The sequence below is a fragment of the Celeribacter sp. genome, assembly GCF_048270365.1.
Lineage (GTDB): Bacteria > Pseudomonadota > Alphaproteobacteria > Rhodobacterales > Rhodobacteraceae > Celeribacter.
In genome coordinates this window covers 254,866-277,717 of sequence record NZ_JBLWTA010000002.1, presented here as the reverse complement: position 1 = coordinate 277,717, position 22,852 = coordinate 254,866, and the positions used below count along the sequence as shown (strand labels likewise).

The window sequence follows — 22,852 nt, the reverse complement described above, 5'->3', positions numbered from 1 at the left end:
CTCAAAGGTTAAAATCCTGTCACATTTCTCGCGGGCGGACTGTCACAGTCTTTAAAAATCCGTAAATGCCAAAGCCCATTTATGTGCCCCGCCGCTTGGCGCGCAGCGTCGGATCGGCCTCCGTCGGGTCCTCGGGCCAAGGGTGTTTCGGATAGCGCCCACGCATATCCTTGCGCACATCGGCATAGGAGGTCGTCCAGAAATTCGGCAAATTCATTGTCACCTGAACCGGACGATGCGCCGGAGAGGTCAGCACCACTTTCAAAGGCACATGGTTCGGTCCCACGGTCGGATGCCGCGTGGTGCCGAAAAATTCCTGAATCCTGCCCGTGACTTCCGGGTGCTCGCCGGAATAATCAATCGGCAATTTGCGCCCGACCGGGCTTTCGAAATGCCCCGGAACCTCTCGATCGAGCTGTTGCATCTGGTCCCAATCCAACATGGCCCGCAGCGCGTCGGTGATGTCCAGCGCCCGCAGCGCCGCTTCGGTTTTGGCTCCTTTGAGATAGGGCAAAAGCCAGTCTTCCAGCGCGGCGAGTAGCGCCTCCTCCGACATATCGGGATAGCTGTCGCCCATGAGCCGTACGCGCGCAGCAAAGCGTTTCGCCGCGTCACTCCACGGCAGGCCGATCTGACGCAGGCCCACCAAGGCGCCGCGGGCCAGTGCCTCTTTCGGGGCATCTTTCCACTGTCGATCATCCAGTACCAAGGCGCCAAACAACTCGCGCCGTCGCGCCACCACGCGTTTCTCGCGTTTGTCCCAATCACAGACATCGTGCCAAGCGATTTGATCGCCATAAAGGCCGCGCAGTTCGCTTTCGCTGATCTGAACGGCCTGCCGAATGCGCGCATCCCGTGCGGCGCCGTCAGTGTCCGTCACCACGATCAGCCGGGCAGAGGCAAGATCATCCGTCTCCGGCATCACGGCGCCTTTTCCGCCGGACAAAAGATAGCGTGGCTGGTCGCCCGCCCGCCGCAGGCCGACGCGATCCGGATAGGCCAGTGCGGCCATTTCGCCGAGGCTCATTGGTTCCGCGTCCGGCAGGCCCCGTCGCAGGCGTTTGGCCTCTTGCTTGACCCTTTCAAGCACGCCGCGATCAGCGTTGCCGGGGGAGGAGAGCGCGCGCATGCGCAAGGACAGGTCAGCACCCGCGCCGCGCAAAGGATCGCGTTCGTTCAACATTGCGGCCAAATCCGCCGCCTGTTGGCCTGCGATTTGTAGCATATGTGCAAGTCTGGGATGCAGCGGTTTGGTTGAGAGCGCCTTGCCGTGCTCCGAGATCCGCCCCTCTGCGTCGAGCGCACCGAGGCTATGAAGGAGGGCTCTTGCCTCGCTCAACGGCCCCGGAGGGGGCGGCGTGAGAAAGGCCAAATCCCCCTCGGAGGCGCCCCAAAGCGCGAGTTCCAAAGCCAGCCCGGTGAGGTCCGCTGTTTCAATCTCGGCAGGCGCAAAGCCGGACAGCGCGCCTTCTTCTCCCTTGGTCCAAAGCCTGTAACACACCCCTTCGGAGACGCGGCCCGCGCGACCGCGACGTTGTTCTGCCTCGGCTTTCGAGACCCGCTCCGTGACCAATCGCGACATGCCTGAGGCCGGATCGAACCGCGCACGGCGCGCGCGTCCTGCGTCCACGACAATGCGCACGTCTTCGATGGTGAGAGAGGTCTCGGCGATTGAGGTCGCCAACACGATCTTGCGCCCATCTTTTGTGGGGGCGATGGCGGCGCGTTGGTCAGCAAATTTCATCGCGCCAAACAAAGGGCGCAGGGTGCAATCCGGCGGCACGCGGCCTTCCAACAGGCTCTGAACGCGACGGATTTCACCTTCGCCGGGCAGAAACACGAGCGCCGAGCCCTCTGCCTCTGCGACCGCTTTGAGCGTGAGATCGGCAACGGCTTGTTCCAGGCGCTGGGTCTTTGAGAGGGGGGCGTCGAGCCAGCGGGTTTCGACCGGATAGGCGCGGCCTTCGGAGCGGATCACGGGGGCGTCGTCCAGAAGTGCGGCGACGGGGGCCGCGTCCAAAGTCGCGGACATGACCACGAGCGCGAGATCATCCCGCAGCGCCTGCCGCACTTCCCAAGTGAGCGCGAGACCGAGATCGGCGTTCAGGCTGCGTTCGTGGAATTCGTCAAAGATTATAGCGCCAACCCCGGTCAATTCCGGATCAGTTTGTAGCATTCGTGTAAGTATGCCCTCGGTCACCACTTCGATCCGGGTGGTTTGTGAGACTTTCGCTTCGCCCCGGATGCGATAGCCGACGGTCTCGCCCGCGCGTTCTCCCAAGGTCTCCGCCATACGTTCCGCCGCCGTGCGCGCCGCCAAGCGGCGGGGTTCGAGCATGACGATTTTGCCCTCAATAAGAGGCAGCAATGCCAAAGGCACGCGGGTGGTTTTCCCGGCCCCCGGCGGTGCCATGAGCACTGCGCGACCGTGTGCCCCGAGGGCGTCGGTCAGGTCGTCGAGAACGTCATCAATCGGCAGGCGGGGTGTGAACATGCCTCCTTATGGTCGAAAGCTGAGAGGCCGAAAAGAGGGCAGGGGTGGACAAAGCGGCAAGGCTGCGGGAAAAACTGCATCAACGCTCCGCAACCCGGAAGGTCATCATGGACATCAAAGAGCTTGCCGAACAGGTCATCGCAGGGAACCGCCGGGCGTTGGCGCGGGCGATCACATTGGTCGAAAGCGCGCGGGCGGATCACCGGGCACAGGCGATCGAGCTGATGGAACTGATCGGAAAAAGCGGGCGTCAGGCGCTGCGACTTGGGCTGTCGGGCACACCGGGGGTGGGAAAATCCACCTTTATCGAGAGCTTTGGCATGATGCTGATCAAAGAAGGGTTGAAGGTCGCTGTGCTGGCGGTGGACCCGTCTTCTTCGCGCTCGGGTGGCTCCATTTTGGGTGACAAAACGCGAATGGAGATGCTTTCGCGGGAACGCGATGCTTTTATTCGGCCCTCACCCTCGCAATCCGAACTGGGCGGCGTGGCGCGACGCACGCGGGAGGCTGTCGCGCTCTGCGAGGCGGCTGGATATGATCTGATCCTGATCGAGACGGTGGGCGTGGGGCAGTCCGAGACCGTGGTCTCTGAGATGTCCGATCTGTTTTTGCTGTTGCTTGCGCCTGCGGGTGGCGATGAATTGCAGGGCGTCAAACGTGGCATCATGGAGATGGCCGACCTGATCTTGGTGAACAAGGCCGATGGCGATTTGAAGCCCGCCGCCCAACGCACCTGCGCCGATTACGCCGGTGCGCTGCGGCTCATTCGTAAACGCCCGCAAGACCCGCAGGAGTTCCCAAAGGCGATGACCGTGTCGGCGATTGAGGAAAAGGGCCTGCAAGAGGCCTGGGGGGAAATGACTGCGCTGGCGAATTGGCGGCGTGAGAATGGGTTCTTTGACAAACGCCGCTCCGAGCAGGCGGAATATTGGTTCGGACAGGACATCCGTTTCGGGCTTTTGTCGCAGCTGGAAAAAGAGCCGCTCAAAGCGATGATTTCGGGGCTCGCGCATAAAGTGGCCAAAGGCGAGATCACGCCGGGCCATGCGGCGGCGGATGTTTTGGCGGCCCTTCAGCACGGCTGAGCGTAGAGGGGACTTGACGATTCTCCCGGGATCGCCTATGCACCGCGAACTGAATTTCGGGCACGGCTCTCAGGCGGTGTCCTTTTCTGTTGGAAATCGGTGTTTTCCCGTGTTTCTCATTGCTTTTCGGACTTGCGTCCGGGGCGAGGGCGCGTAAAAGAGGGCCGAATAAGACAGAAACGAGTCTTTTAAACTGCGAGAGCTAAAGCTTTCGAAAGTAGAAACGAGGATGAACCCATGTCGCGTCGTTGCGAACTGACCGGTAAAGGCCCGATGACTGGCAACAATGTCAGCCACGCCAAAAACAGAACCCGCCGCCGTTTCCTTCCGAACCTCAACGATGTGACGCTGATTTCGGAAGCCCTCGGCCGTTCTTTCAAACTGCGGATTTCCGCCGCTGCTCTGCGTTCCGTTGACCACCGCGGTGGTCTGGACGCCTTCCTTGCAAAAGCCAAGGATGAAGAGCTGTCGGATAACGCTCTGAAAATCAAGAAAGACATCGCGAAAGCCCAGGCTGCCGCGTAATCCTTTCGGATTTGACAGATTGAACCCCGCGAAGGTTAAGCTTTCGCGGGGTTTTCTGTGTGACATGATGTGTCATTTGGTCTCTTTCCTTTCGCGCAATCTTCGCTAGAGTGCCCGATACCATGCGTCTACCTCGCACGATAAAGGCCGTTCTGGTCGCGCTTTTGCTCATCGTCACGTCCCAATCCATGGCCGTGGCGCGGGGCACCATGCGTGATGCGACAGGCTCCGTGGTGCTCTGCACCGGCACGGGGCCGATCATGGTTTTGACCGATGCGGATGGGCAGCCGATCGGACCGACGCACATTTGTCCCGACTGTGCCCTGTCGGTGATCGCGGGGCTGGCGGAGGCATTCGACCTGCCGACGCCCGTGCAAAACGAACTGCGCTTTACCCCGCCGAGCCTGTCCTATCATGCGCATGATACGGTGCCACCGCGGCCCCGCGCCCGTGCGCCGCCGCTGGTCTGAGTTCTTCCCTTCGAGATTCTCAATAGACCACAAGGACCTGACAACATGTTCAAAACGACCTTTCTGGCTGGGCTCGCCTGTGCCTTCGCCCTGCCTGCCTTTGCCGATATCACCATCAATGACGCATATGCGCGCTCCTCCGGGATGATGGCCAAAGCCGGCGCCGCCTTCTTTGTCATCGAAAATACCGGCGACGAAGACGATCAACTGATCGACGCCAAGGCCGACATTTCCAAAATCACCGAGCTGCACACCCACAAAGACATGGGTGATGGCATCATGAAAATGCTGCACGTGCCCGAGGGCTTTGCCATTCCTGCCCACGGCAAACACGCCCTCGCGCGGGGCGGTGATCACGTGATGTTCATGGGCCTTCTCAAACCGATGACCCAAGGCGACATCGTCAACGTGACCCTGACCTTTGAGAAGGCGGGCGACATCACCGTTGAAATTCCTGTCGATCTGGAGCGCACGGAAATGGAGATGCCAATGGAACATAACCATGGTGCCATGAGCAACTGATGTTCATGGGGTTGAAATTTCAAAGGCACGCCGAGCGCGTGCCTTTTTTCTTGCGCGAATTTCAAAATGGCTTAGAGGACGCATTTGAGCGAGGCGGGATATTACCGACCCGAGTCGCGCCCTTTCTGGACAATTGAAGAGACCGATCATGCTGAACGTCTATGCGTTCCCGGAGGCGTTTTCGCCGGCCGAATGTGATGCGATTGTGATGCTCGCGCGCGAAGAAGAGCTCGCGGATGCCGGGCTGGTGAAAAACCGTTCCGATCATAACCTGCGGCGCGCCGATTTGGCCTGGCTCGATGAGCGCACCGGCGGGGACTGGATCATGGAGCGGATCATGACCCTTGTAGCCGAAGCCAACCGCACGCATTTCGATTTTGCTCTGACCGAGTTCGGCGAAAGCCCGCAGGTCGCTCGCTATGGCGCCGAGCGTCAGGGGCATTTCACATGGCACTCCGACATCGGCGAGGGGGCTTTGGCCGCGCGGCGCAAACTGACCATGGTGGTGCAGCTTTCCGAGCCCGCAGAATACCAAGGTGGTGCACTCGAATTGCAGCCCGACGCCAACATCCGCGAAGCCGATCGCGCCAAGGGCTCTGCGGTTCTCTTTCCGTCCTTCGTGTTGCATCGGGTGACCCCCGTGACCGAGGGCGAGCGCTTTTCCCTGTCGACCTGGGTCCATGGACCGGCGTTTCGCTGAGTATTTTTCCAACAAAGGAAACGGCACATTAACCTTAACCCGATTAAACTGATTGCGCGGTACAGGCGGGAGCGCCGATGACCGTCAGCGAAGGAGACGCTCCGGCCCGTGTGGCCGAAACCCCTTCCGGAGACGCGACAGTGCTATGAACCGGCGGCCGGGGCGCATTTGTTTCCTTTGCTGTGCAAATACTCAACCTCGCTCAGCGGCCAAGAACCTCGTCCACCCACTGTGGCACAACTGCGCTGGCCAATCCCTCGCGCACTTCGTCAAACCGCCCGCCGGATGCCTCGAGGTTCAATTCCATGGTCCTGATACCAAGCTGACGCGCCATTTGGCTAAACCCTGCGGCGGGGTAGACGACGCCGGAGGTGCCGATGGAGACGAACAGGTCACTGTCTTCCAAAGCCGCCTGGATCGTGTCCATATGATAGGGAATTTCGCCGAACCAGACGATGTCTGGCCGGGTTGTGGGCGCGCCGCAGGCGGGGCAGGGGTCTTTCACCTCCATCACCATCGGCGCGGGCCAGCTGTGGCCGCATGAGGCACAAAGCGCGTCTTTCAGGGCGCCATGCATATGGATCACGTCGCGCGCACCTCCTCGTTCCAGAAGGTCGTCGACATTCTGCGTGATGAGGTAAACCGGCGCATTATGCTCGGCCTGAAGCCGAGCCAGCGCCTGATGGGCCGCATTGGGGTCCGCCTCGGCTGCCTGAGCGCGGCGCATGTTGTAGAAGGTCTGCACAAGTTCGGGATCGCGGGCAAAGGCCTCAGGGGTTGCGACATCCTCGACCCGGTGATCCTCCCAGAGCCCGTCCTCGGCGCGAAAGGTTTTGAGGCCGCTTTCTGCCGACAATCCGGCGCCCGAGAGAATGAAAATTCCGCCTGTCATCTAAGGTCTCCTTTTAACCACCCTGCCTTGTGCCCGACACGCGGGCAAGGGTAGCGTATCGTCAAACAGGAGCCCCCATGCATAAAATCCTTTTCGTCTGCCTCGGCAATATTTGTCGCTCTCCCTCCGCTGAGGCGGTGTTTGCCACCAAGGCAAAACACGCGCGTCTCTCTGTCATCGTGGACAGCGCGGGCACCGGGGATTGGCATGTCGGCGAGGCGCCTTATGGCCCGATGCAGGCGGCGGCGAAGCTTCGGGCGTATGACCTCTCCCCCTTGCGCGCGCGTCAGTTCACGGTGGAGGATTTCAGCGGATTCGATCTGATCGTAGCGATGGATGAGGCCAATCTGCGCGACATCGAGCGGCTAAGACCTACAGGCAATGACACGCCCGTCAAGCTGATGATGAGCTATGCGCCGCAGACGAGGGTGACGGCGGTGCCCGACCCCTATTATACCCGCGATTTCGATGAGGCGCTCGATCTGATCGAGGTGGCCTCCGATGGACTCTTGGCAGAATTACAAGCGTAGCCAACGAAAGGCGCGTTTCAGCTCTTCCGTGCCGTTCTCAGAATACCAGCGCCCGTGGCTGAGGATCACCTTGTCCGGGGCCCAGCCAATCACTTCGCGGATCACCGCGCGGGCTTTCTTTTTGGATTTGAACGAGGCGCGCATGTCGGCGGGCGCCTTGCCGTCCGGGTCGAGAATACCGGCCATCCGCATCAGAAAAGCTTTCACTTTTCCAACCTTTTCTGCCTCAAAATTCTCGATCAGATCGGTCAAAATGAGAGTTTTCGAACTTTCGTGGAAAAACACCACCTCGTGCAGAAAGCGATGCCCTTTGACCACGCGCTGGCGGATCGCGCTGGCATAGCCTTCGGGCGCCTCATCGGTCAAAACCTCATGCGGGGGGACAGGGATATTGAACTTCCTAGCGCGCTCTTTGACGCCCGGAGCCGCCAAAACTTGTGCCGCCGGAAAGCGTTTGTGCCAAGCGTTCAGCGATACGTAATGGATCGGATTGGGCGCGATCAGCCAGCCGATGGGGCCGAGGGCGGCCATCTCGTCCAAGAGGCCTTCGTCGAGCGCGATGGGCGAATGCACCCACAACTTGCCATCGACACGCACCACCGTCATCCGGGTCGGAAATTTGATCCCGTAAAACGGCACAGGCGGCCCATCGGCAAGCCAGATGTCTGTATCTACATCTGGGCCGACAGGTTTGAGCGTGTTGAGCGGCGGGTAGAGGTTTTCGGGCTTAGCCACAGTATTGCGCGGCGGTTTCCCCAAACGTTTTGTAGCGACGCCAGAAGGCCTCGTGGCTGGAGTTGTCCGACTGGCGAATGTCCTGCGCTTTTTGCGGGTTCTTGAAGAACTTCGCGGCCTGACGTTGGTCGCTGTTGGACAGGGTCAGATCGGCGGCTTGCTGAATGCAGCCACAGAGCGCGCGGTTGTTCGCGGCCCGGTCCGACGACATACAGGCGCGCTCGATGGCACCAGCGGAGGCGCTCATGGGAGAGAGCGACGCGGTGAAACCGGCGGCGATCAGGGTCAATACGGTCAATGATTTTTTCATGTCTCTGCCTCTCGTAGTGCCAAGACGAGGCCCCGTCTTTTCGATGTTTTCACATCCGCAGGGTCCACCGTTTTGGTGAAGATGCGGTTAAAATGCCTGAGTCTGCGGTTTGACGCAATTGCGGAGTTTGTCGCGGGTGGGAGATGGGCGGAGGGGTGCCGAGATGTTACCCGCCCAACAATCGCAAGATGATCCCGACCAGCGTGTGCAGCGTCAAGCTGATCGTGAGTGCTTTATAGCCTCCGCTGCCATCAAGCGCTTTCGCAATGTTCGATGACTTCGTCAGCAAGCTCATTTTGGCCACACGATTGCCGATCCTGTGTGTGGCGTCGGCTCCGGGCAGTTTGGGCGCAGTGTTTGGCACCGGCACCGCCGACGAATTCAACACTTGTCCGAAATCAAGCTCGAACTCTTCGGCGAGCTTGTCGTCAGAGATCGCTTTCAAAACGGGAAGCGCATCGGCAAGCGCTTCTTTCTGTTCCGGTGTCGCTTCATGGAGCGCAGTCTGTGCCCGTTTGTCGCGCGCCTCTTTGACCGCCGGATGGGTCGCGCGAATGTCCAGAGCCGCTTGGAAAAGCGTGTCTGCTAAGCCGTTGATTTCCGGGCTCTCGGGGTATTCATGGCATTCCACCTGCCGCTTTAGGCTCCCCGCCACCTGCATGAAATTCATTTCGACCGTCTGCGGATCGTCACGGCAGGTTTTGAATGTGTGACCGAGAATTTTGGCTTCGTAACAGGTCGCGTTCAACCCGTTGCCACTGATGGCGAGGGAATAGGCGAATTCGGAGCGCTCGAGTGAGACACGAAAGAGATCGGGTGTGTCGATCTCTATGGGAATGGTTTTGAAGGTCCTTTGGTTTTGGTCGAAGACCATCTCTTCTGCGAGAGCTGCGCGTTTGGCGAGGAGATTGGCTTGGATTTCTTTGATGGCTTCTGCGACCGCTTCGGGACCGTTTTCCCAATGTTCTTCATCAATTGCGGCTATTGCATTCCAGAGTTCCCAGTTAGGCTCAATCCCGTTTAAAATGCTCTCATACCAATCAGCCCAGAAATCAAATGCTGAATTTGTTTCCTCTGAAAGCTTTTTGAGGGCCAATACTAGTAGTTTGGTGCCGTTGTTATACTTGGCGTTTTTCCAGAGAGGTGTTGAATACAGTTTTCGAACTCGCAGATCGGCTTCTGCTTTTTTGAAGAGAGTAATGCCTTGCGCGATTTCTTGGATTTCATGCCAGAAAGTGTTTAGGGAGACAGATGGAATTTCATGATTTGAAAATCCACGTGTTGGGAAGCCTAAGGTCCAATGAATATCTTCGCTATTCTGCCATCCATTAATTTCAAGAGCGGCATATTCTGATTTTCGAGTGCGAATTTTGAATGAGCCTGGGCGGCCATGGGGAGAGTATGGGGCGTCTAAGTAGCGTTTTCCAAATTCTCTGTCATTTCCCAGAGAAATTGCTAGCCTAAAGATACTAAGTAAGGAAATGGCGCGATCTGCCCGGTTCAGATCTTTTAGGTATTCGGAATAGATTACTGGAGTCTGGCGCAACAGGTACCGAGACAATAAAGCTTGCCGAGCATAACTTGATAGCCAACCAAGTCTTTTTAAATGTTGATAGCTAGACCGCATTTTATAGCCGAAAATTGATACAGAAAATTTGTGCTATAGATGTGACAGAGTTTCAACCCTAGACATTCCCCCCCTTTCCCCGCATAGAACTCAGCCAAACCTTCACGCGCTAAAGGCCTGTCATGACCGAGCTGAAAAACATCCGGAACTTCTCCATCGTGGCCCATATCGACCACGGCAAATCGACGCTTGCCGACCGGTTGATCCAGCTCACAGGCACGGTGGCCGAGCGCGATATGCAGGCGCAGATGTTGGACTCGATGGACATCGAACGCGAGCGTGGGATCACGATCAAGGCGAACTCGGTGCGGATCGAATATCCGGCCAAGGACGGCGAGACCTATATCCTGAACCTGATCGACACCCCCGGCCACGTCGACTTTGCCTATGAGGTGAGCCGCTCGATGCAGGCCGTCGAGGGCTCTCTTTTGGTGGTGGACGCCACCCAAGGCGTCGAGGCGCAGACGCTCGCGAACGTCTACCAAGCCATTGATGCCGACCACGAGATTGTCCCGGTGCTGAACAAGATCGACCTTCCGGCCGCCGAGCCGGAGCGTGTGTGCGAGCAGATCGAGGATGTCATCGGCATCGACGCCTCGAATGCCATCGAAATTTCCGCCAAGACCGGCATCGGTATTCCCGATGTCTTGGAGGCCATTGTCACGCGCTTGCCTGCGCCGAAAGGCGATCGCGACGCGCCGCTCAAGGCCATGTTGGTTGACAGTTGGTACGACCCTTACCTTGGCGTTGTCGTCATGATCCGCGTCATCGACGGCGTGGTCAAAAAGGGCGACCAAATCCGCATGATGCAGACCAAGGCGACCTATAAGATCGACAAGCTCTCCGTGCTGAAGCCGAAGATGGTCGACATCGCCGAGCTTGGCCCGGGCGAGATCGGCATTTTCACCGCCTCGATCAAACAGGTGCGCGACACCAAGGTAGGCGACACGATCACCCATGAGAAAAAGCAATGCGAGAAGCCGCTGCCGGGCTTTAAACCCTCGATCCCCGTGGTGTTCTGTGGCCTCTTCCCGGTCGATGCCAACGACTTCGAAGACCTGCGCACCGCGATTGAGAAACTGCAACTGAACGACGCGTCGTTCAGTTCCGAAATGGAGACCTCTGCTGCTCTGGGCTTTGGCTTCCGCTGTGGCTTCCTGGGTCTGTTGCACCTTGAAGTGATCCGCGACCGTTTGGAGCGCGAATACGATCTCGACCTGATCACCACCGCCCCCTCTGTGGTCTATAAAATCTACATGAAGGACGGCACGGTCGAGGACCTGCACAACCCCGCCGACATGCCCGATATGACCTATGTCGATCACATCGAAGAGCCGCGCATCAAGGCGACGATCATGGTGCCAGACGAATATCTGGGCGATGTTCTCAAACTCTGTCAGGACCGCCGCGGCATCCAGATGGACCTGACCTACGCCGGCACCCGTGCGATGGTTGTCTATGACCTCCCGCTCAACGAAGTGGTGTTCGATTTCTACGATAGGCTCAAATCCATTACCAAAGGGTATGCGTCCTTTGACTATCAATTCACCGAGTATCGCGAGGACAACCTTGTGAAGATGCAGGTGTTGGTAAACGACGAACCTGTGGATGCGCTCTCGATGATGGTCCACCGCGACCGTGCCGAGTCCCGTGGCCGTGCGATGTGTGAAAAGCTCAAGGAGCTGATCCCCCGCCACATGTTCAAAATCCCGATCCAGGCCGCGATTGGCGGCAAGGTGATCGCGCGCGAAACCCTGTCCGCGCTGCGCAAGGACGTGACCGCCAAATGTTACGGCGGCGACGCGACCCGGAAGAAGAAACTTCTGGAAAAGCAGAAGGCGGGTAAGAAGAAGATGCGCCAGTTCGGGAAAGTGGAAATCCCGCAGGAAGCGTTTATTAACGCGCTGAAAATGGACAGTTAAAAAGAGCTGCCCTTTGGGGCGGCTTTTTTACAGTTTCAATTGTGTGAGGCCGCAAGGTGCGTTTCCACCAGATTGTGGTCATACCCAAATGCGTTTAGCGCGCGATTTAAATTGGCGATTGTGTGGGGCCATGCTTTCTCCCCATTGGTTTCAATCTCTTCTTCGGCCATAATTCTAAACAATGCCAGCCAGTTTTCGAGAAAGCCGCTGCAATGAACCTTCAACTTCCTCGCGTCTATTTCGCCGGAATGTGCCAAGTTTCCCAACAATTCGAGCATGGAAAGCACTGAACGTAGTGCATCTATGGCGTCCTGATCCCGTTTGTTCCATAAATCTGAATAGAAGACTTCTGATAGAGAGTATCTGACCTGCTCATAGGGGCGGCCGTTCTCTTTAATGATCTGATAACTGGTTAGAAAAGCGGTTGCTTGCCGTCTGGTTTTGATAAAGCTGGGGGAACTGATTTCCTTTATCAGAGAAACAGTTGAGCTGTTTCGTTCCTTTTGGTTCTGGATCCAAGTGAGAGCAGTAAACGCGCCTAATGCGCCGTAAGAGGCGCCCATAACACTTTGTATAAAGGCGCTGTTAGCACCAGAACTAAAGTCGTTGTAAATCCTGTGAGACAGATCACTGCAAGTATTTGGGTGAGTGAGACATCCAAAGATTGTGCCAACGACAATCAAGCAAGCGGCCATAAATATCGGAGTGAGAAGTGCGAGAACTACATTTATTCTCAGATTGAGACGGTTGTCTCTTTCAACTTTGTTGATCGTCATCTTTCGACCTCACGGATAGACAATCACGATGCGCTCACAGGTAGACTAGCAAAATTAGCGTCCATCAAGAAGACGAAGGATTTCAGTTTGCGACGCAAGCCAGCATTCAGAACGAGGCAGATGTGAAGTTATTCGGACCGATGGAAAAATGAGCGTGACAGGATTTGCGCTTGTTTCGCTTCTGTGGTCATAAAAAAACGCCCACCCAACCGGGCAGGCGCTTCCTTTCAATTCCCGAGCGGCAACCCCACTCACATCTCACTCTGAACTTCTCGGCTTTCCTGAGAAATCGCGGACCCGGCTTTGGAAATATCCTGACCGGCCCCCTCAACAGTCTCACACGCGGCGAGGGACAAAAGCACAGCGCCCAAAATCATCACACGTTTCATGGCAAACTCCTCTTTCATGTTTCGCCAATTCAACGCGTCAGCCCCTCATAGGGTTCCCGTCGTCATGTTCGACGTCATATTCTGTGCCAGACCGCAATTTGACGCCGATCAAAGCGACATCGCGGAATCACCTTAAAGTCACATGCGCGCGATCGAATATGATGGAGAGACCCATGAACCGACTTGCCGGCATTCTGTTTTCGTTGATTTCTACCACCTTGATGGGCACCGCCGTCGTCGTGGCGCTGACCATGGGCAAGGACACGCTTCAGCCCATTCTGATCGCGGCGGCCATCGGCTTTGTCGTGTCGATCCCGGTGACCTGGTTCGTGACCAAGAAAATCCTGGAAGAGTTTTCCTAAGTTTTCGCGTCGACCGCCGTCATCCAAGCGCGCATCGCGGCCTCGAATTCGCGGGGTTTCTCGGCATGAAGCCAATGGCCCGTGCCGGGGATGGAGGCGAATTTGGCCGCCGGGAAGAGCGCTTTGGTGCGCTCGCGGTGATCGCGCTCGACATAGGTGCTTTCGCCGCCTGAGAGGAAGAACGTGGGGCCGTCGTATTGCCCGGAGACCTCGGGGAAGGCGGTGATCTTCGGCATTTCGGCTTCCAGAACGTCGAGGTTCAAAAGCCAACGTTTCTCTTTCACCACAAGGCTTTGCAGCAAAAACGCCCGCACGCCCGTGTCCAAGACGTCGCGGGCGAGTTGTTTGTCGGCGTCCGAACGTTTCTCTACGATGGACAGGTCAATCCGGCGCATCGCCTCAATCAAAGGCGTGTTGTCGTGGCTGTAGGTGACGGGCGAAATATCGGCGACGACCAGAGATTTGATCAGCTCGGGGCGTTCGAGCGCCAGCACCATCACCGCCTTGCCGCCCATGGAATGCCCCATGACGTGGCAGGGTCCGTGTTCGGCCACCAGAGGCTCCAAGACCTCGGCCAGATCAGCCGCCATATCGGGGTAGCTTTGCGTCGGGAACCGCGGGCTTTCGCCGTGGTTGCGCTGGTCGACGGCGACGACGAGGCGTTCGTCGGACAGGCGTTTCGAGATCACGCCCCAGTTGCGGGCGGAGCCGAAGAGGCCGTGGACGATCAAAAGGGGCGAGGCGTCGGTCGGCTGACCGTTCAAATCTATGTGCAGCATGGTTGAGAGATAGCGCCTTGGCGCCCTGCGGCAAACCCCCTAAAAGAGGCGCATGGACCATTCCGTGACGCACAGATCAGACGAGCTTGCCGTGCTTTTGCGCGACCATCTGGGCGTGCGCATGGGCGAAGGGTTCGAGGCCAAGGTGAAACACGCCGGACGCCGTTTGCCGCGCTGGGCGCGTCGGAAATCGGCGGTGATCATCGAGGCGCTTGCACTTGAGGCGCATCCGAAATTGGCGCAGCAGGTCCCGCATAAAAAGGTCGATAAGGCCTTTAAAGAATTGCGTTATTTCCTCGAACGTCAGGATGTGAAGACCCGGCGAAAGAACCGTTTTCTGGACCTGATCGCGACGATCGGCTTTGTGATCTTTGCCACCATCGCGCTGGGGCTCGCCGTCATGGTCTGGCGCGGTCTGGTGTAAAAGCGCGTGGGCACAGCGCGTCACGCTGCACCAAGGTGACTGTGACAAAGCTGACGTAAAGCAGCAGATACCACGACCCCATTTTCGAAAAGCTGACCATCTCGCCGGAGACTTGTCCGTTGTAGAGCCAAATCCGTGTCGCCGTGCCGATATTCTCGGCGATCCAGAGGAAAAAGGCGGAGAGCACGGCGGCCAGGGGCAGCGGCATCCAGTGCCAGTGGCCGATGCGATACCAGACACGGGTGCGGGCAAAGAGGATCAGCGAGGCGATGAACAGCCCGATGCGGATGTCCGGTCCGAAGTGATGGGTGAAGAAATTGAGATAGATCGCGAGCGCAAACAGGAGCGAGGCCCAATAGGGCGGGTAGGGGGCGAACCGCATGTCGAAAAGGCGGATGGCGCGGGCCATGAAACTGCCGACGGAGGCATACATGAAGCCCGAAAACAGCGGCACGCCGCCGATTTTGATCACGCCAGCGCCGGGGTAATCCCAACTGCCCATGTGGAGTTTGAAAATCTCCATCACGGTGCCGGTGATATGGAACAAGAGGATGACCTTGGCCTCAGTGAAGGTTTCCAGCCGAAAGATCAGAAATAGGATTTGCAGACCGAGCGCGTAGAGCAGCAATGCGTCATAGCGCGCGATGGTCCAGTCGTCTTGCCAGACCGCATGGGTCGCCAGCATGGCGATCAACAAAAGCCCGCCAAAGAGCGAGGCCCAGCCCATTTTGACCGTGAACATGACAAACTCAGTGACGACATGCGGCAGGCGGGCGCGGAGCCAGTCGCCGAGGTGGCGTTCTAGGGAAGTTGGCTGAGACATCGGGCAACATCGCAATTGTGAAAGAAAAAGGGGCCCGAAGGCCCCTTAACCTGTCTCGAATGTTCGAAACTTACAAGTTCGGATAGAGGGGGAATTTCTCGCAAAGCGCCTCGACCTCGGCTTTCACCTTGGCTTCGACCTCTGCATTGCCCTCTTCGCCATTGGCGGCAAGCCCATCGACCACTTCGACGATCCAGTCGGCGATCTGACGGAATTCGGCCTCACCGAAGCCACGCGTGGTGCCCGCAGGGGTGCCGAGACGGACGCCGGAGGTGACCATCGGCGGCTGCGGGTCGAACGGAATGCCGTTTTTGTTGCAGGTGATATGCGCACGTTCGAGCGCCTTTTCCGTGTCCTTGCCGGTCACATCTTTGGGACGCAGGTCGACGAGCAGCACGTGGGTGTCAGTGCCACCGGTGACGATGTCCAGACCGCCCTTCATCAGCTGATCGGCCAGCGCCTGAGCGTTGACGATCACTTGCTTGGCGTATTCTTTGAACTCGGGACGCAGAGCCTCGCCAAAGGCCACGGCTTTCGCGGCGATGACATGCATCAGCGGGCCGCCCTGAATGCCGGGGAAGATGGCGGAGTTCACCTTTTTGGCGATCTCGACATCATTGGTGAGGATCATGCCGCCACGCGGACCGCGCAGCGTCTTGTGCGTCGTGGTGGTTGCCACGTCGGCATAGGGGAAGGGCGAGGGGTGCGCCCCACCGGCGACGAGACCGGCGAAGTGGGCCATGTCGACCATCAGGATCGCGCCAACTTCATCGGCGATCTCACGGAATTTCGCAAAGTCGATCTGGCGCGGAATGGCGGAGCCACCGGCGATGATCAGCTTGGGTTTGTTCTCGCGGGCCAGCTCGGCGACGGCATCGTAGTCGATGCGCTGATCTTGTTGACGCACACCGTATTGCACGGCCTTGAACCATTTGCCGGACTGGTTCACGGTCGCACCGTGGGTCAGGTGCCCACCGGACGCGAGGTTCATGCCGAGGATCGTGTCGCCCGGTTGCAGAAGTGCGTTGAACACGCCCTGGTTCGCCTGAGAGCCGGAGTTCGGTTGAACGTTCACGTACTGACAGCCGAACAGCTCTTTCGCACGATCACGGGCGAGGTTCTCGGTCACGTCAACAAACTGACAGCCGCCATAATAGCGACGGCCCGGATAGCCCTCGGCGTATTTGTTGGTGAGGACGGTGCCTTGAGCCTCCATCACGGCGGCGGAGACGATGTTCTCAGAGGCGATCAATTCGATCTCGTGGCGCTGACGGCCAAGCTCTTTGGTGATGCTGTCGAACAGCTCGGGGTCGCGGGAGGCGAGCGCCTCGGTGAAGAAACCGGAATCGCGGACATTGGCCGTCATGATATGCTCCTTGGCAGGCTGGGAGTGTCGCGGCTGTCTTAGCCATTCTGTCACATTTGGAAAACCCTTTGTCGGCGCATAATGATCATGAATCCGATCCCGCGTAGGCCTTTTGTGGAGACGAAAGTTTCCGATCCGCGCCCGCGCGTCCGTTTGGGGGCACAATTTCGACGACAGGAGGATTGCGCAACCCCGCAGGAATTCAGGTGAAATCCCCAATCAGCTTTGATACTGAGAACCAAACACCGGGTCTGAAAGGGACACATCATGGTCAAAATCGCTTTTGCCGCCAGCGATGCCCAGATCGCGCAGCGCGCGTTTGAGCGGCTGTCTGCGCAATATAAGGCGGTGCCGATGGAAGAAGCGGAGGTGATCGTGGCCTTGGGCGGCGATGGCTTCATGCTTCAGACCCTGCACGGGACCATGCATCTCGACACGCCGGTTTACGGCATGAATTGCGGCACCATCGGCTTTTTGATGAACGAGTTTCGTGAGGACGATCTGATCGAACGTCTGCGCGAGGCCGAGGAAGAGGTGATCAACCCGCTCTCCATGGTGGCCTGTGGCGAGGACGGGCGCGAACATAAGGCGCTGGCGATCAACGAGGTGTCTTTGCTGCGCGCGGGTCCGCAAGCGGCCAAGCTGCGCGTCTCGATCGACGGCAAAATCCGCATGGAAGAGCTGATTTGCGACGGGGTTCTGGTGGCGACGCCCGCCGGGTCCACGGCCTATAACTACTCCGCGCGCGGGCCGATCCTGCCCATCGGCTCCGATGTTCTGGCGCTCACCGCGATGGCCGCGTTCCGGCCCCGGCGTTGGCGCGGGGCCTTGTTGCCCAGTGCCGCCAAGGTGCGGTTCGATGTGCTTGAACCGGAAAAACGCCCGGTCATGGCCGATGCCGACAGCCGCCACACGGATAAGGTGCTCTGGGTCGAGATCGCCTCGGAACCCAAGGTCAAACACCGTATTCTCTTCGATCCGGGGCATGGGCTCGAAGAGCGGCTGTTGCGCGAACAATTCGTCTGATATCAGGCGCTTGCCTTAGCTTTTGCGGGCGCCGCGCACGGGTTTGCCCCAGGTTTCAAGCTTGCGATAGAGCGTTGAGGGCGAGACATCGAGCACCCGTGCCGCCGCCGGGATCGACCCGTCCGTCGCCTGGATTGCGGCCTCAATCGCCTGTTTTTCGATCTCCGCCAAAGTCCGCCCCTGAAAGGGATCGGCGCGTCCGGGAAACCGCGGCGGCGCGCTCTCGGCGCCCTGTGCCGGAGAGGTGCCGATGCCGCGCAGATAGGGCGGCAGGTCGGAGATTTCCACGACAGGCCCATCGTTCAACAGCGCGACATTCCAGATCACATTCATCAACTCGCGAATATTGCCGGGCCAGTTGTGATCAAGAAAGATCGCCTTGACCCCGGTCGAGAGCGTCCGGAAATTCCGCCCCTCCTGCGCACAGAGGCGATCCAGCTCGGTCTCTGCAATCTCTACCACTTCCAACCCGCGTTCGCGCAGCGGCGGGAGATGGATCGGCACAACGTTCAACCGATAGAACAAATCCGCACGAAAACGGCCATGGGCCACCTCTTCGGTCGGGTCGGGCGTGGAGGAACAAATCAGGCGGAAGGAGACGGGCAGGGGCGTGTCGCCACCGAGGGGGGGGATCTCGCCCGTTTGGAGAATGTTCAAAAGCCGCGCCTGCATCGCCGGGGACAGGGCACAGACCTCATCGAGCAAAAGGGTGCCGCCATTGGCGCGCTCGACAGCGCCGGGCTTGGCGGGACTGTCCGCTGTTGCGACATGTCCGAGAAGCTCTTCTTCGATCCGGTCCGGGTCGGCGGTGGAACAGTCGAGTTTGACAAAAGCGCCGGTGTTGAACCCGGATTGCGCATGGATGGTGGCGGCGGCCTTGACCTTGCCGGTGCCGCTTTCGCCGGTGATGAACACCGAGGCGGCCGATCCCGCCACGGCGCGGATGGTCGCATAAACGTCTTTCATCGGCTTCGAGGAGTTGATCGCGCCTTCCAAACCATCGCCGTGCCCGATCGCTTCGCCGGGCAAAGTCCCGATGCTGCGTCCGGCAAGCGCATTGTTGATCGCGGAGATCAATTGATCAGGGGTCAGCGGTTTGACCAGAAAATCGGCGGCGCCGTTGCGCATCGCGGCCACCGCGCGGTCGACTGTCGCAAAGGCGGTCACGGCAATGGCCTTGAGCTCCGGGCAGCGGGAGGTCAAGGCCTCGATCAATTCCGCTCCGTCGCCATCCGGCAGCACGAGATCGACCAAGGCAATCCGTGGCGCATGATTTTGCGCCAGTTCAAGCGCTTCTTGTTTGCTGCGGGCGGTGAGGACGACATGTCCCTCGGCTTCTAAAGTGGCAGAAAAGAGGGTTAAATGGGTAGCGACGTCATCGACGATTAAAATGGGTGGGTGGCACATCTGTGTCCATCTCGCGCGTTAAGATCGAATGAATTGCAGTTTGAATATTTGAGGCATATTGCCGGAGTTGCCTGAGAATTTCAATGATGTCAGATGGCGACAGCTGATCTGAACGCTCAGACAGGACACGCGAGTCCCGCTGGGCCGTCTTCATATTGACTGTGGCAAAGAGCGCCGACAGAGAATGGCAGGCCCGCGACACCTGGGCGTGCCGTTCTGGGCCATCCTGGCCTTGCATCGCGCCGGTTGCCTCATCGAGATAACGATCCAGATCTTCAGACATCTGGGCCAGTACCTCGCGCGCTGTCGGGCAGGGCAGGTGGGCGATCAGCCTGTTCAGACAGTCTGCCAGGACATCTTGGGGCAAGGCGAAACGCGCAGGCGGGGCGTAGAACCTGGGCTGTGCGGGCGAGAGCGGGTGATCCAGCTCAAGCGCGGTGGCGATGGCCTCGAGAATATCGCGCTGGGCGCTGACGGGTTTTCTGAGCACCGTCTTGACGCCATGCGACAGGATGGTCTGACGGTTCACCATGAACACATGCGAAGTGATGGCCACGGTGGGTGGAACGCTTTGGTCCTGTGCACGGAGCCGTGACAACACCTGAAGCCCCGACAGCAGGGGCAATTCGATGTCGAGAAACACGATGTCGATGTGGGTCTTTTGGTCGGTGAGGCGTTCGAGCGCTTCGATGCCGTCATGCGCCTCGATCACCGTCAGGCCAAGCGCCTCAAGATCGTGACGCAGCCCAAGCCGCAAAGCGGCGCTGTCTTCGACCAAAAGCGCCACGAGCCCCTCGGGCAGGTGCTGCGACTGTGCGATGGTGTCGGTGTTGGCCGTGTTGGGACGTGGAAAGGGCAGCGTCAAACAGGCTTCCGCGCCGCCGTCTGGCGGGTTCTGAAGTTTCAGTTTGCCATTCAAGCGACGGGTCGCGTCAAAGGCCACATGCAGGCCGAACCCCGATCCCGGCTCCCCCGCGCCGATGGGCGTGGGCGCCTGCGCCACGGACCCCAAAACAGAGGGCGGGTAGCCCGGCCCGGCGTCGCGAATGCGGAACACAAGTTCTTCATGCGCGCCCTGACCAGAGCGCGCAATGTCGATGGAGATCGGCCCGGGACCGGCATGATGGAGCGCGTTGGACACGAGATTCGAGAGCACCTGTTCCAGCGCCAGCATATCGAGATCCGCAATGTCAGGCAGGTGATCCGTACCACTGAGCAAAAGTTCGGAGCCGAGTTTTTCGGTGATCCTCTGCCAGCGTTGCACAAGCCCTGTCAGGACCAGTCGCGGCGCGCTGCTGAGAACGGGCGGGGGGCGTTTCTGATGGTCGTGAAAGATCGCCTCGGAGACCTCATCGAGCAAGCGACCCAGATGCGCGCCGGTATGGCTCAACCGCGACAGCTCATTCTGGAGGCGCTGAGGAAGATGCACGTCCTGCGCCAACATCTTCAGTGCGCTTTGCAATTCCCCATACGTCGAACGAATATCATGTGACAACAGGGAGATACGCCCTGCATCCTCGATCTGAAGCGTGTGGCTTTGTTCGTTCCCCTGAGTCAAATTATCCCCTTACGTCCCACCAGACGCTCAACCTATGCAACTTTTGCCGATCACATTGTCGGGCAAGAAAAAACGCGGCCAAATCGGGCCGCGTCGATCCCCGGCGAATTGGTTTACAAAGTCTTAACCAACCTTGCGCCGGGGAACAGAGATTTTTGGTTAAAATTTACTCTTTTGCGTAACCAAGCCCCTGAAGTGCCACTTTGATCTCGTCCAGAATGGCCGGATCGTCGATGGTCGCGGGCATTTTGAACGGCTGGCTGTCAGCGATTTTCACCATCGTGCCGCGCAGGATTTTACCCGACCGGGTTTTCGGCAAACGGTCCACGACACAGGCCATCTTGAACGCCGCGACAGGGCCGATGTCCTTGCGGACCGAGGCGACCACCTCTTTGACGATCGTCGCATGATCGCGGTCGCACCCGGCGTTGAGGCACAAGAAGCCCAGCGGCGATTGCCCCTTGAGTTGATCCGCCACCCCGATCACGGCGCATTCGGCCACGTCCGGGTGGTTCGCCAGAACCTCTTCCATCGCGCCCGTCGACAGGCGGTGCCCCGCGACGTTGATCACGTCATCGGTGCGGGCCATGATGTAGACATAGCCGTCCTCATCCTTGATCCCCGCGTCGCCTGTTTCGTAGTAACCCGGGAAGGTGGTGAGGTAGCTCTTTTTGTAGCGATCTTCCGCATTCCAAAGCGTCTGCAACGTGCCCGGCGGCAGCGGCAGTTTGATTGCGATGGCGCCCAGTTCTCCGTCGGCGACCGGATGACCGGCCTCGTCGAGAATGTCGATGTCATAGCCCGGCATCGCCACCGAAGGGCTGCCGATCTTGACCGGCAATTCCTCGATGCCCAGCGGGTTCGCGGCGATGGCCCAGCCGGTTTCCGTCTGCCACCAGTGGTCAATGACGGGCACGCCGAATTTCTCCTGCGCCCATTTGATCGTGTCGGGGTCCGCGCGTTCACCAGCGAGGAAAATCGCCTGAAGCTCATGTGCCTTATAGCGTTTGATCCATTCGCCATTCGGGTCCTCGCGCTTGATCGCGCGCAGCGCCGTCGGCGCCGTAAAGAAGGACTTCACCCGCTGGTTCTGGATGATCCGCCAGAACACACCGGCGTGCGGCGTGCCGACCGGCTTGCCCTCGAACACGATGGTCTGCGCGCCTTTGATCAGCGGGCCGTAGCAGATGTAGCTGTGGCCCACGACCCAGCCCACATCGGAGGCCGCCCAGAACCGGTCGCCTGCCTCGATGTTGTAGATGTTCTTCATCGTCCAGTTGAGCGCCACAAGGTGCCCGCCGGTGGAGCGCACCACGCCTTTCGGCGCGCCAGTGGTGCCGGAAGTGTAGAGAATATAGGCTGGATGATTGCCCTCGACCGGCACGCATTCTGCCGGTTTGACGCCGTATTGGAAACCGTGCCAAGAGAAGTCACGCCCCTCGATCAGCTTGGCAACCTCTTGTTCGCGTTGGAAAATCACGCAGAATTCGGGCTTGTGCCCGGCCTGCTCAATGGCTTCGTCCAAAAGCGGTTTGTAATGCACCACGCGGTTGGGCTCGAGTCCGCAGGACGACGCGATGATCGCTTTCGGCGTACAATCGTCGATCCGAACCGCCAGTTCATGCGCCGCAAAGCCGCCGAAGACCACCGAATGCACTGCGCCGATCCGGGCACAGGCCAGCATCGCCTCAAGCGCCTCGGGCACCATCGGCATATAGATGATGACGCGGTCGCCTTTCTCGACGCCGCGCATTTTGAGCGCGCCCGCCAGGGACGACACGCGGGCCTGCAATTCCTTGTAGGTGATGCCCTTGGTCGCATGGGTGATCGGGCTCTCGTGCATGATCGCGATCTCGTCGCCGCGACCGGCTTCGACATGGCGGTCCACCGCGTTGTAACAGGTGTTGGTCAACCCGTCCGAGAACCACTCATAAATCGGGGCTTTGTCGTCAAACAGCGCCTTCGTGGGCTTTTTGAACCAATGAACTTCTTCTGCGGCCTCCATCCAGAATGCTTCCGGATCGGATTTCCAGGCCTCGTAAACGTCTTTATATGCCACTCTTCGCGTCCTCCTCGCTGACTTGGCGTGATTGGCTCAGTCAGTGATTCCCTGCGGGGCTACGTAGGAAT

23 protein-coding genes are annotated in these 22,852 nt (G+C 58.9%); 10 read left to right on the top strand and 13 right to left on the bottom strand.

The genetic code is table 11. The features are described from left to right. Window positions 1-79: 79 nt before the first annotated feature. On the bottom strand, window positions 80-2,494 hold the full coding sequence (gene hrpB, locus ACN0X0_RS04015) for an ATP-dependent helicase HrpB (protein ID WP_417278108.1): 2,415 nt from the start codon (window positions 2,492-2,494) through the stop codon (window positions 80-82). A 107-nt stretch (window positions 2,495-2,601) separates the two neighbouring features. Between hrpB and meaB the strand changes: the two genes are divergently transcribed. The 5 genes from meaB to ACN0X0_RS03990 all read left to right on the top strand — a co-directional run bounded on the left by meaB (window position 2,602) and on the right by ACN0X0_RS03990 (window position 5,796). Further along, a complete protein-coding gene (meaB, locus tag ACN0X0_RS04010; protein WP_417278107.1) occupies window positions 2,602-3,579 on the top strand; it encodes a methylmalonyl Co-A mutase-associated GTPase MeaB in 978 nt (325 codons plus the stop codon). A 237-nt stretch (window positions 3,580-3,816) separates the two neighbouring features. Next, window positions 3,817-4,104: a 50S ribosomal protein L28 gene (gene rpmB, locus ACN0X0_RS04005; RefSeq protein WP_167599784.1), complete on the top strand. Its 288-nt coding sequence runs from the start codon at window positions 3,817-3,819 to the stop codon at window positions 4,102-4,104. A gap of 122 nt (window positions 4,105-4,226) precedes the next feature. Further along, window positions 4,227-4,574 carry a hypothetical protein gene (locus ACN0X0_RS04000; RefSeq protein ID WP_417278106.1) on the top strand — a complete coding sequence of 116 codons (348 nt, stop codon included), beginning with the start codon at window positions 4,227-4,229 and terminating at the stop codon, window positions 4,572-4,574. A 45-nt stretch (window positions 4,575-4,619) separates the two neighbouring features. After that, window positions 4,620-5,096 (top strand): copper chaperone PCu(A)C, encoded by a 477-nt coding sequence (locus tag ACN0X0_RS03995; RefSeq protein ID WP_417278105.1) that lies wholly within the window; start codon window positions 4,620-4,622, stop codon window positions 5,094-5,096. A 148-nt stretch (window positions 5,097-5,244) separates the two neighbouring features. Then, entirely contained in the window at window positions 5,245-5,796 is a 552-nt protein-coding gene (locus ACN0X0_RS03990) for a 2OG-Fe(II) oxygenase (protein WP_417278104.1), read from the top strand. Window positions 5,797-5,998: 202 nt separating this feature from the next. Here ACN0X0_RS03990 and ACN0X0_RS03985 read toward each other — a convergent pair whose 3' ends face one another. Next, a complete protein-coding gene (locus tag ACN0X0_RS03985) occupies window positions 5,999-6,688 on the bottom strand; it encodes an NAD-dependent deacylase (RefSeq protein WP_417278103.1) in 690 nt (229 codons plus the stop codon). Window positions 6,689-6,765: 77 nt separating this feature from the next. Here ACN0X0_RS03985 and ACN0X0_RS03980 point away from each other — a divergent pair, with 77 nt between their 5' ends. Then, entirely contained in the window at window positions 6,766-7,218 is a 453-nt protein-coding gene (locus ACN0X0_RS03980) for a low molecular weight protein-tyrosine-phosphatase (RefSeq protein WP_417278102.1), read from the top strand. On the opposite strand, the gene ACN0X0_RS03975 is transcribed toward ACN0X0_RS03980, so the two are convergent. From ACN0X0_RS03975 to ACN0X0_RS03965, 3 genes are all read right to left on the bottom strand, one after another. Further along, window positions 7,207-7,953 (bottom strand): DUF4336 domain-containing protein, encoded by a 747-nt coding sequence (locus ACN0X0_RS03975; protein WP_417278101.1) that lies wholly within the window; start codon window positions 7,951-7,953, stop codon window positions 7,207-7,209. The genes ACN0X0_RS03980 and ACN0X0_RS03975 overlap by 12 nt on opposite strands. Beyond that, window positions 7,946-8,263: a hypothetical protein gene (locus ACN0X0_RS03970; RefSeq protein WP_417278100.1), complete on the bottom strand. Its 318-nt coding sequence runs from the start codon at window positions 8,261-8,263 to the stop codon at window positions 7,946-7,948. The genes ACN0X0_RS03975 and ACN0X0_RS03970 overlap by 8 nt, the downstream gene beginning before the upstream one ends. Before the next feature lie 166 nt (window positions 8,264-8,429). Continuing rightward, window positions 8,430-9,890 carry a hypothetical protein gene (locus tag ACN0X0_RS03965; RefSeq protein ID WP_417278099.1) on the bottom strand — a complete coding sequence of 487 codons (1,461 nt, stop codon included), beginning with the start codon at window positions 9,888-9,890 and terminating at the stop codon, window positions 8,430-8,432. 122 nt (window positions 9,891-10,012) lie between these two features. Here ACN0X0_RS03965 and lepA point away from each other — a divergent pair, with 122 nt between their 5' ends. After that, window positions 10,013-11,812 (top strand): translation elongation factor 4, encoded by a 1,800-nt coding sequence (lepA, locus tag ACN0X0_RS03960; protein ID WP_417278098.1) that lies wholly within the window; start codon window positions 10,013-10,015, stop codon window positions 11,810-11,812. 35 nt (window positions 11,813-11,847) lie between these two features. Here lepA and ACN0X0_RS03955 read toward each other — a convergent pair whose 3' ends face one another. After that, window positions 11,848-12,588 carry a hypothetical protein gene (locus ACN0X0_RS03955; protein WP_417278097.1) on the bottom strand — a complete coding sequence of 247 codons (741 nt, stop codon included), beginning with the start codon at window positions 12,586-12,588 and terminating at the stop codon, window positions 11,848-11,850. Window positions 12,589-12,839: 251 nt separating this feature from the next. Beyond that, window positions 12,840-12,977, bottom strand: coding sequence for an entericidin A/B family lipoprotein (locus ACN0X0_RS03950; protein WP_417263801.1), 138 nt, complete (start codon window positions 12,975-12,977; stop codon window positions 12,840-12,842). A 173-nt stretch (window positions 12,978-13,150) separates the two neighbouring features. On the opposite strand from ACN0X0_RS03950, the gene ACN0X0_RS03945 reads away from it, so the two are divergent. Continuing rightward, window positions 13,151-13,339 carry a CTP synthetase gene (locus tag ACN0X0_RS03945; RefSeq protein WP_321364340.1) on the top strand — a complete coding sequence of 63 codons (189 nt, stop codon included), beginning with the start codon at window positions 13,151-13,153 and terminating at the stop codon, window positions 13,337-13,339. On the opposite strand, the gene ACN0X0_RS03940 is transcribed toward ACN0X0_RS03945, so the two are convergent. Then, window positions 13,336-14,118: an alpha/beta fold hydrolase gene (locus ACN0X0_RS03940; protein ID WP_417278096.1), complete on the bottom strand. Its 783-nt coding sequence runs from the start codon at window positions 14,116-14,118 to the stop codon at window positions 13,336-13,338. The two genes, ACN0X0_RS03945 and ACN0X0_RS03940, sit on opposite strands and share 4 nt — an antisense overlap. Before the next feature lie 64 nt (window positions 14,119-14,182). Between ACN0X0_RS03940 and ACN0X0_RS03935 the strand changes: the two genes are divergently transcribed. Then, window positions 14,183-14,542, top strand: a complete 360-nt coding sequence (locus ACN0X0_RS03935; protein ID WP_417278095.1) for a hypothetical protein — start codon at window positions 14,183-14,185, stop codon at window positions 14,540-14,542. Here the strand turns inward: ACN0X0_RS03935 and ACN0X0_RS03930 are convergent. Beyond that, the gene (locus tag ACN0X0_RS03930) at window positions 14,517-15,365 is read right to left on the bottom strand and encodes a DUF817 domain-containing protein (protein WP_417278094.1); all 849 of its coding nucleotides are present in this window, start codon (window positions 15,363-15,365) and stop codon (window positions 14,517-14,519) included. The two genes, ACN0X0_RS03935 and ACN0X0_RS03930, sit on opposite strands and share 26 nt — an antisense overlap. Before the next feature lie 70 nt (window positions 15,366-15,435). Continuing rightward, a complete protein-coding gene (gene glyA, locus ACN0X0_RS03925) occupies window positions 15,436-16,731 on the bottom strand; it encodes a serine hydroxymethyltransferase (protein ID WP_417263805.1) in 1,296 nt (431 codons plus the stop codon). Window positions 16,732-16,998: 267 nt separating this feature from the next. Between glyA and ACN0X0_RS03920 the strand changes: the two genes are divergently transcribed. Beyond that, window positions 16,999-17,757, top strand: coding sequence for an NAD kinase (locus tag ACN0X0_RS03920; protein ID WP_417278093.1), 759 nt, complete (start codon window positions 16,999-17,001; stop codon window positions 17,755-17,757). Window positions 17,758-17,772: 15 nt separating this feature from the next. Here ACN0X0_RS03920 and ACN0X0_RS03915 read toward each other — a convergent pair whose 3' ends face one another. The 3 genes from ACN0X0_RS03915 to ACN0X0_RS03905 all read right to left on the bottom strand — a co-directional run bounded on the left by ACN0X0_RS03915 (window position 17,773) and on the right by ACN0X0_RS03905 (window position 22,781). Next, a complete protein-coding gene (locus tag ACN0X0_RS03915; protein ID WP_417278092.1) occupies window positions 17,773-19,164 on the bottom strand; it encodes a sigma-54-dependent transcriptional regulator in 1,392 nt (463 codons plus the stop codon). Further along, window positions 19,133-20,722, bottom strand: coding sequence for a response regulator (locus tag ACN0X0_RS03910; protein ID WP_417278091.1), 1,590 nt, complete (start codon window positions 20,720-20,722; stop codon window positions 19,133-19,135). Before ACN0X0_RS03910 ends, ACN0X0_RS03915 begins: the two co-directional genes overlap by 32 nt. A 166-nt stretch (window positions 20,723-20,888) precedes the next feature. Continuing rightward, window positions 20,889-22,781, bottom strand: a complete 1,893-nt coding sequence (locus ACN0X0_RS03905) for a propionyl-CoA synthetase (protein WP_417278090.1) — start codon at window positions 22,779-22,781, stop codon at window positions 20,889-20,891. Between the last annotated feature and the right edge of the window lie 71 nt (window positions 22,782-22,852).

Bases quoted from the DNA above. Each gene is read 5' to 3' on its own strand.
- glyA (WP_417263805.1), bottom strand. From the start codon at position 16,731: ATGACGGCCAATGTCCGCGATTCCGGTTTCTTCACCGAGGCGCTCGCC.
- ACN0X0_RS03995 (WP_417278105.1), top strand. From the start codon at position 4,620: ATGTTCAAAACGACCTTTCTGGCTGGGCTCGCCTGTGCCTTCGCCCTG.
- rpmB (WP_167599784.1), top strand. From the start codon at position 3,817: ATGTCGCGTCGTTGCGAACTGACCGGTAAAGGCCCGATGACTGGCAAC.
- ACN0X0_RS03965 (WP_417278099.1), bottom strand. From the start codon at position 9,890: ATGCGGTCTAGCTATCAACATTTAAAAAGACTTGGTTGGCTATCAAGT.
- lepA (WP_417278098.1), top strand. From the start codon at position 10,013: ATGACCGAGCTGAAAAACATCCGGAACTTCTCCATCGTGGCCCATATC.
- meaB (WP_417278107.1), top strand. From the start codon at position 2,602: ATGGACATCAAAGAGCTTGCCGAACAGGTCATCGCAGGGAACCGCCGG.
- ACN0X0_RS03980 (WP_417278102.1), top strand. From the start codon at position 6,766: ATGCATAAAATCCTTTTCGTCTGCCTCGGCAATATTTGTCGCTCTCCC.
- hrpB (WP_417278108.1), bottom strand. From the start codon at position 2,494: ATGTTCACACCCCGCCTGCCGATTGATGACGTTCTCGACGACCTGACC.
- ACN0X0_RS03930 (WP_417278094.1), bottom strand. From the start codon at position 15,365: ATGTCTCAGCCAACTTCCCTAGAACGCCACCTCGGCGACTGGCTCCGC.
- ACN0X0_RS03990 (WP_417278104.1), top strand. From the start codon at position 5,245: ATGCTGAACGTCTATGCGTTCCCGGAGGCGTTTTCGCCGGCCGAATGT.
- ACN0X0_RS03920 (WP_417278093.1), top strand. From the start codon at position 16,999: ATGGTCAAAATCGCTTTTGCCGCCAGCGATGCCCAGATCGCGCAGCGC.
- ACN0X0_RS03950 (WP_417263801.1), bottom strand. From the start codon at position 12,977: ATGAAACGTGTGATGATTTTGGGCGCTGTGCTTTTGTCCCTCGCCGCG.
- ACN0X0_RS04000 (WP_417278106.1), top strand. From the start codon at position 4,227: ATGCGTCTACCTCGCACGATAAAGGCCGTTCTGGTCGCGCTTTTGCTC.
- ACN0X0_RS03915 (WP_417278092.1), bottom strand. From the start codon at position 19,164: ATGTGCCACCCACCCATTTTAATCGTCGATGACGTCGCTACCCATTTA.
- ACN0X0_RS03940 (WP_417278096.1), bottom strand. From the start codon at position 14,118: ATGCTGCACATAGATTTGAACGGTCAGCCGACCGACGCCTCGCCCCTT.
- ACN0X0_RS03945 (WP_321364340.1), top strand. From the start codon at position 13,151: ATGAACCGACTTGCCGGCATTCTGTTTTCGTTGATTTCTACCACCTTG.
- ACN0X0_RS03985 (WP_417278103.1), bottom strand. From the start codon at position 6,688: ATGACAGGCGGAATTTTCATTCTCTCGGGCGCCGGATTGTCGGCAGAA.
- ACN0X0_RS03955 (WP_417278097.1), bottom strand. From the start codon at position 12,588: ATGACGATCAACAAAGTTGAAAGAGACAACCGTCTCAATCTGAGAATA.
- ACN0X0_RS03970 (WP_417278100.1), bottom strand. From the start codon at position 8,263: ATGAAAAAATCATTGACCGTATTGACCCTGATCGCCGCCGGTTTCACC.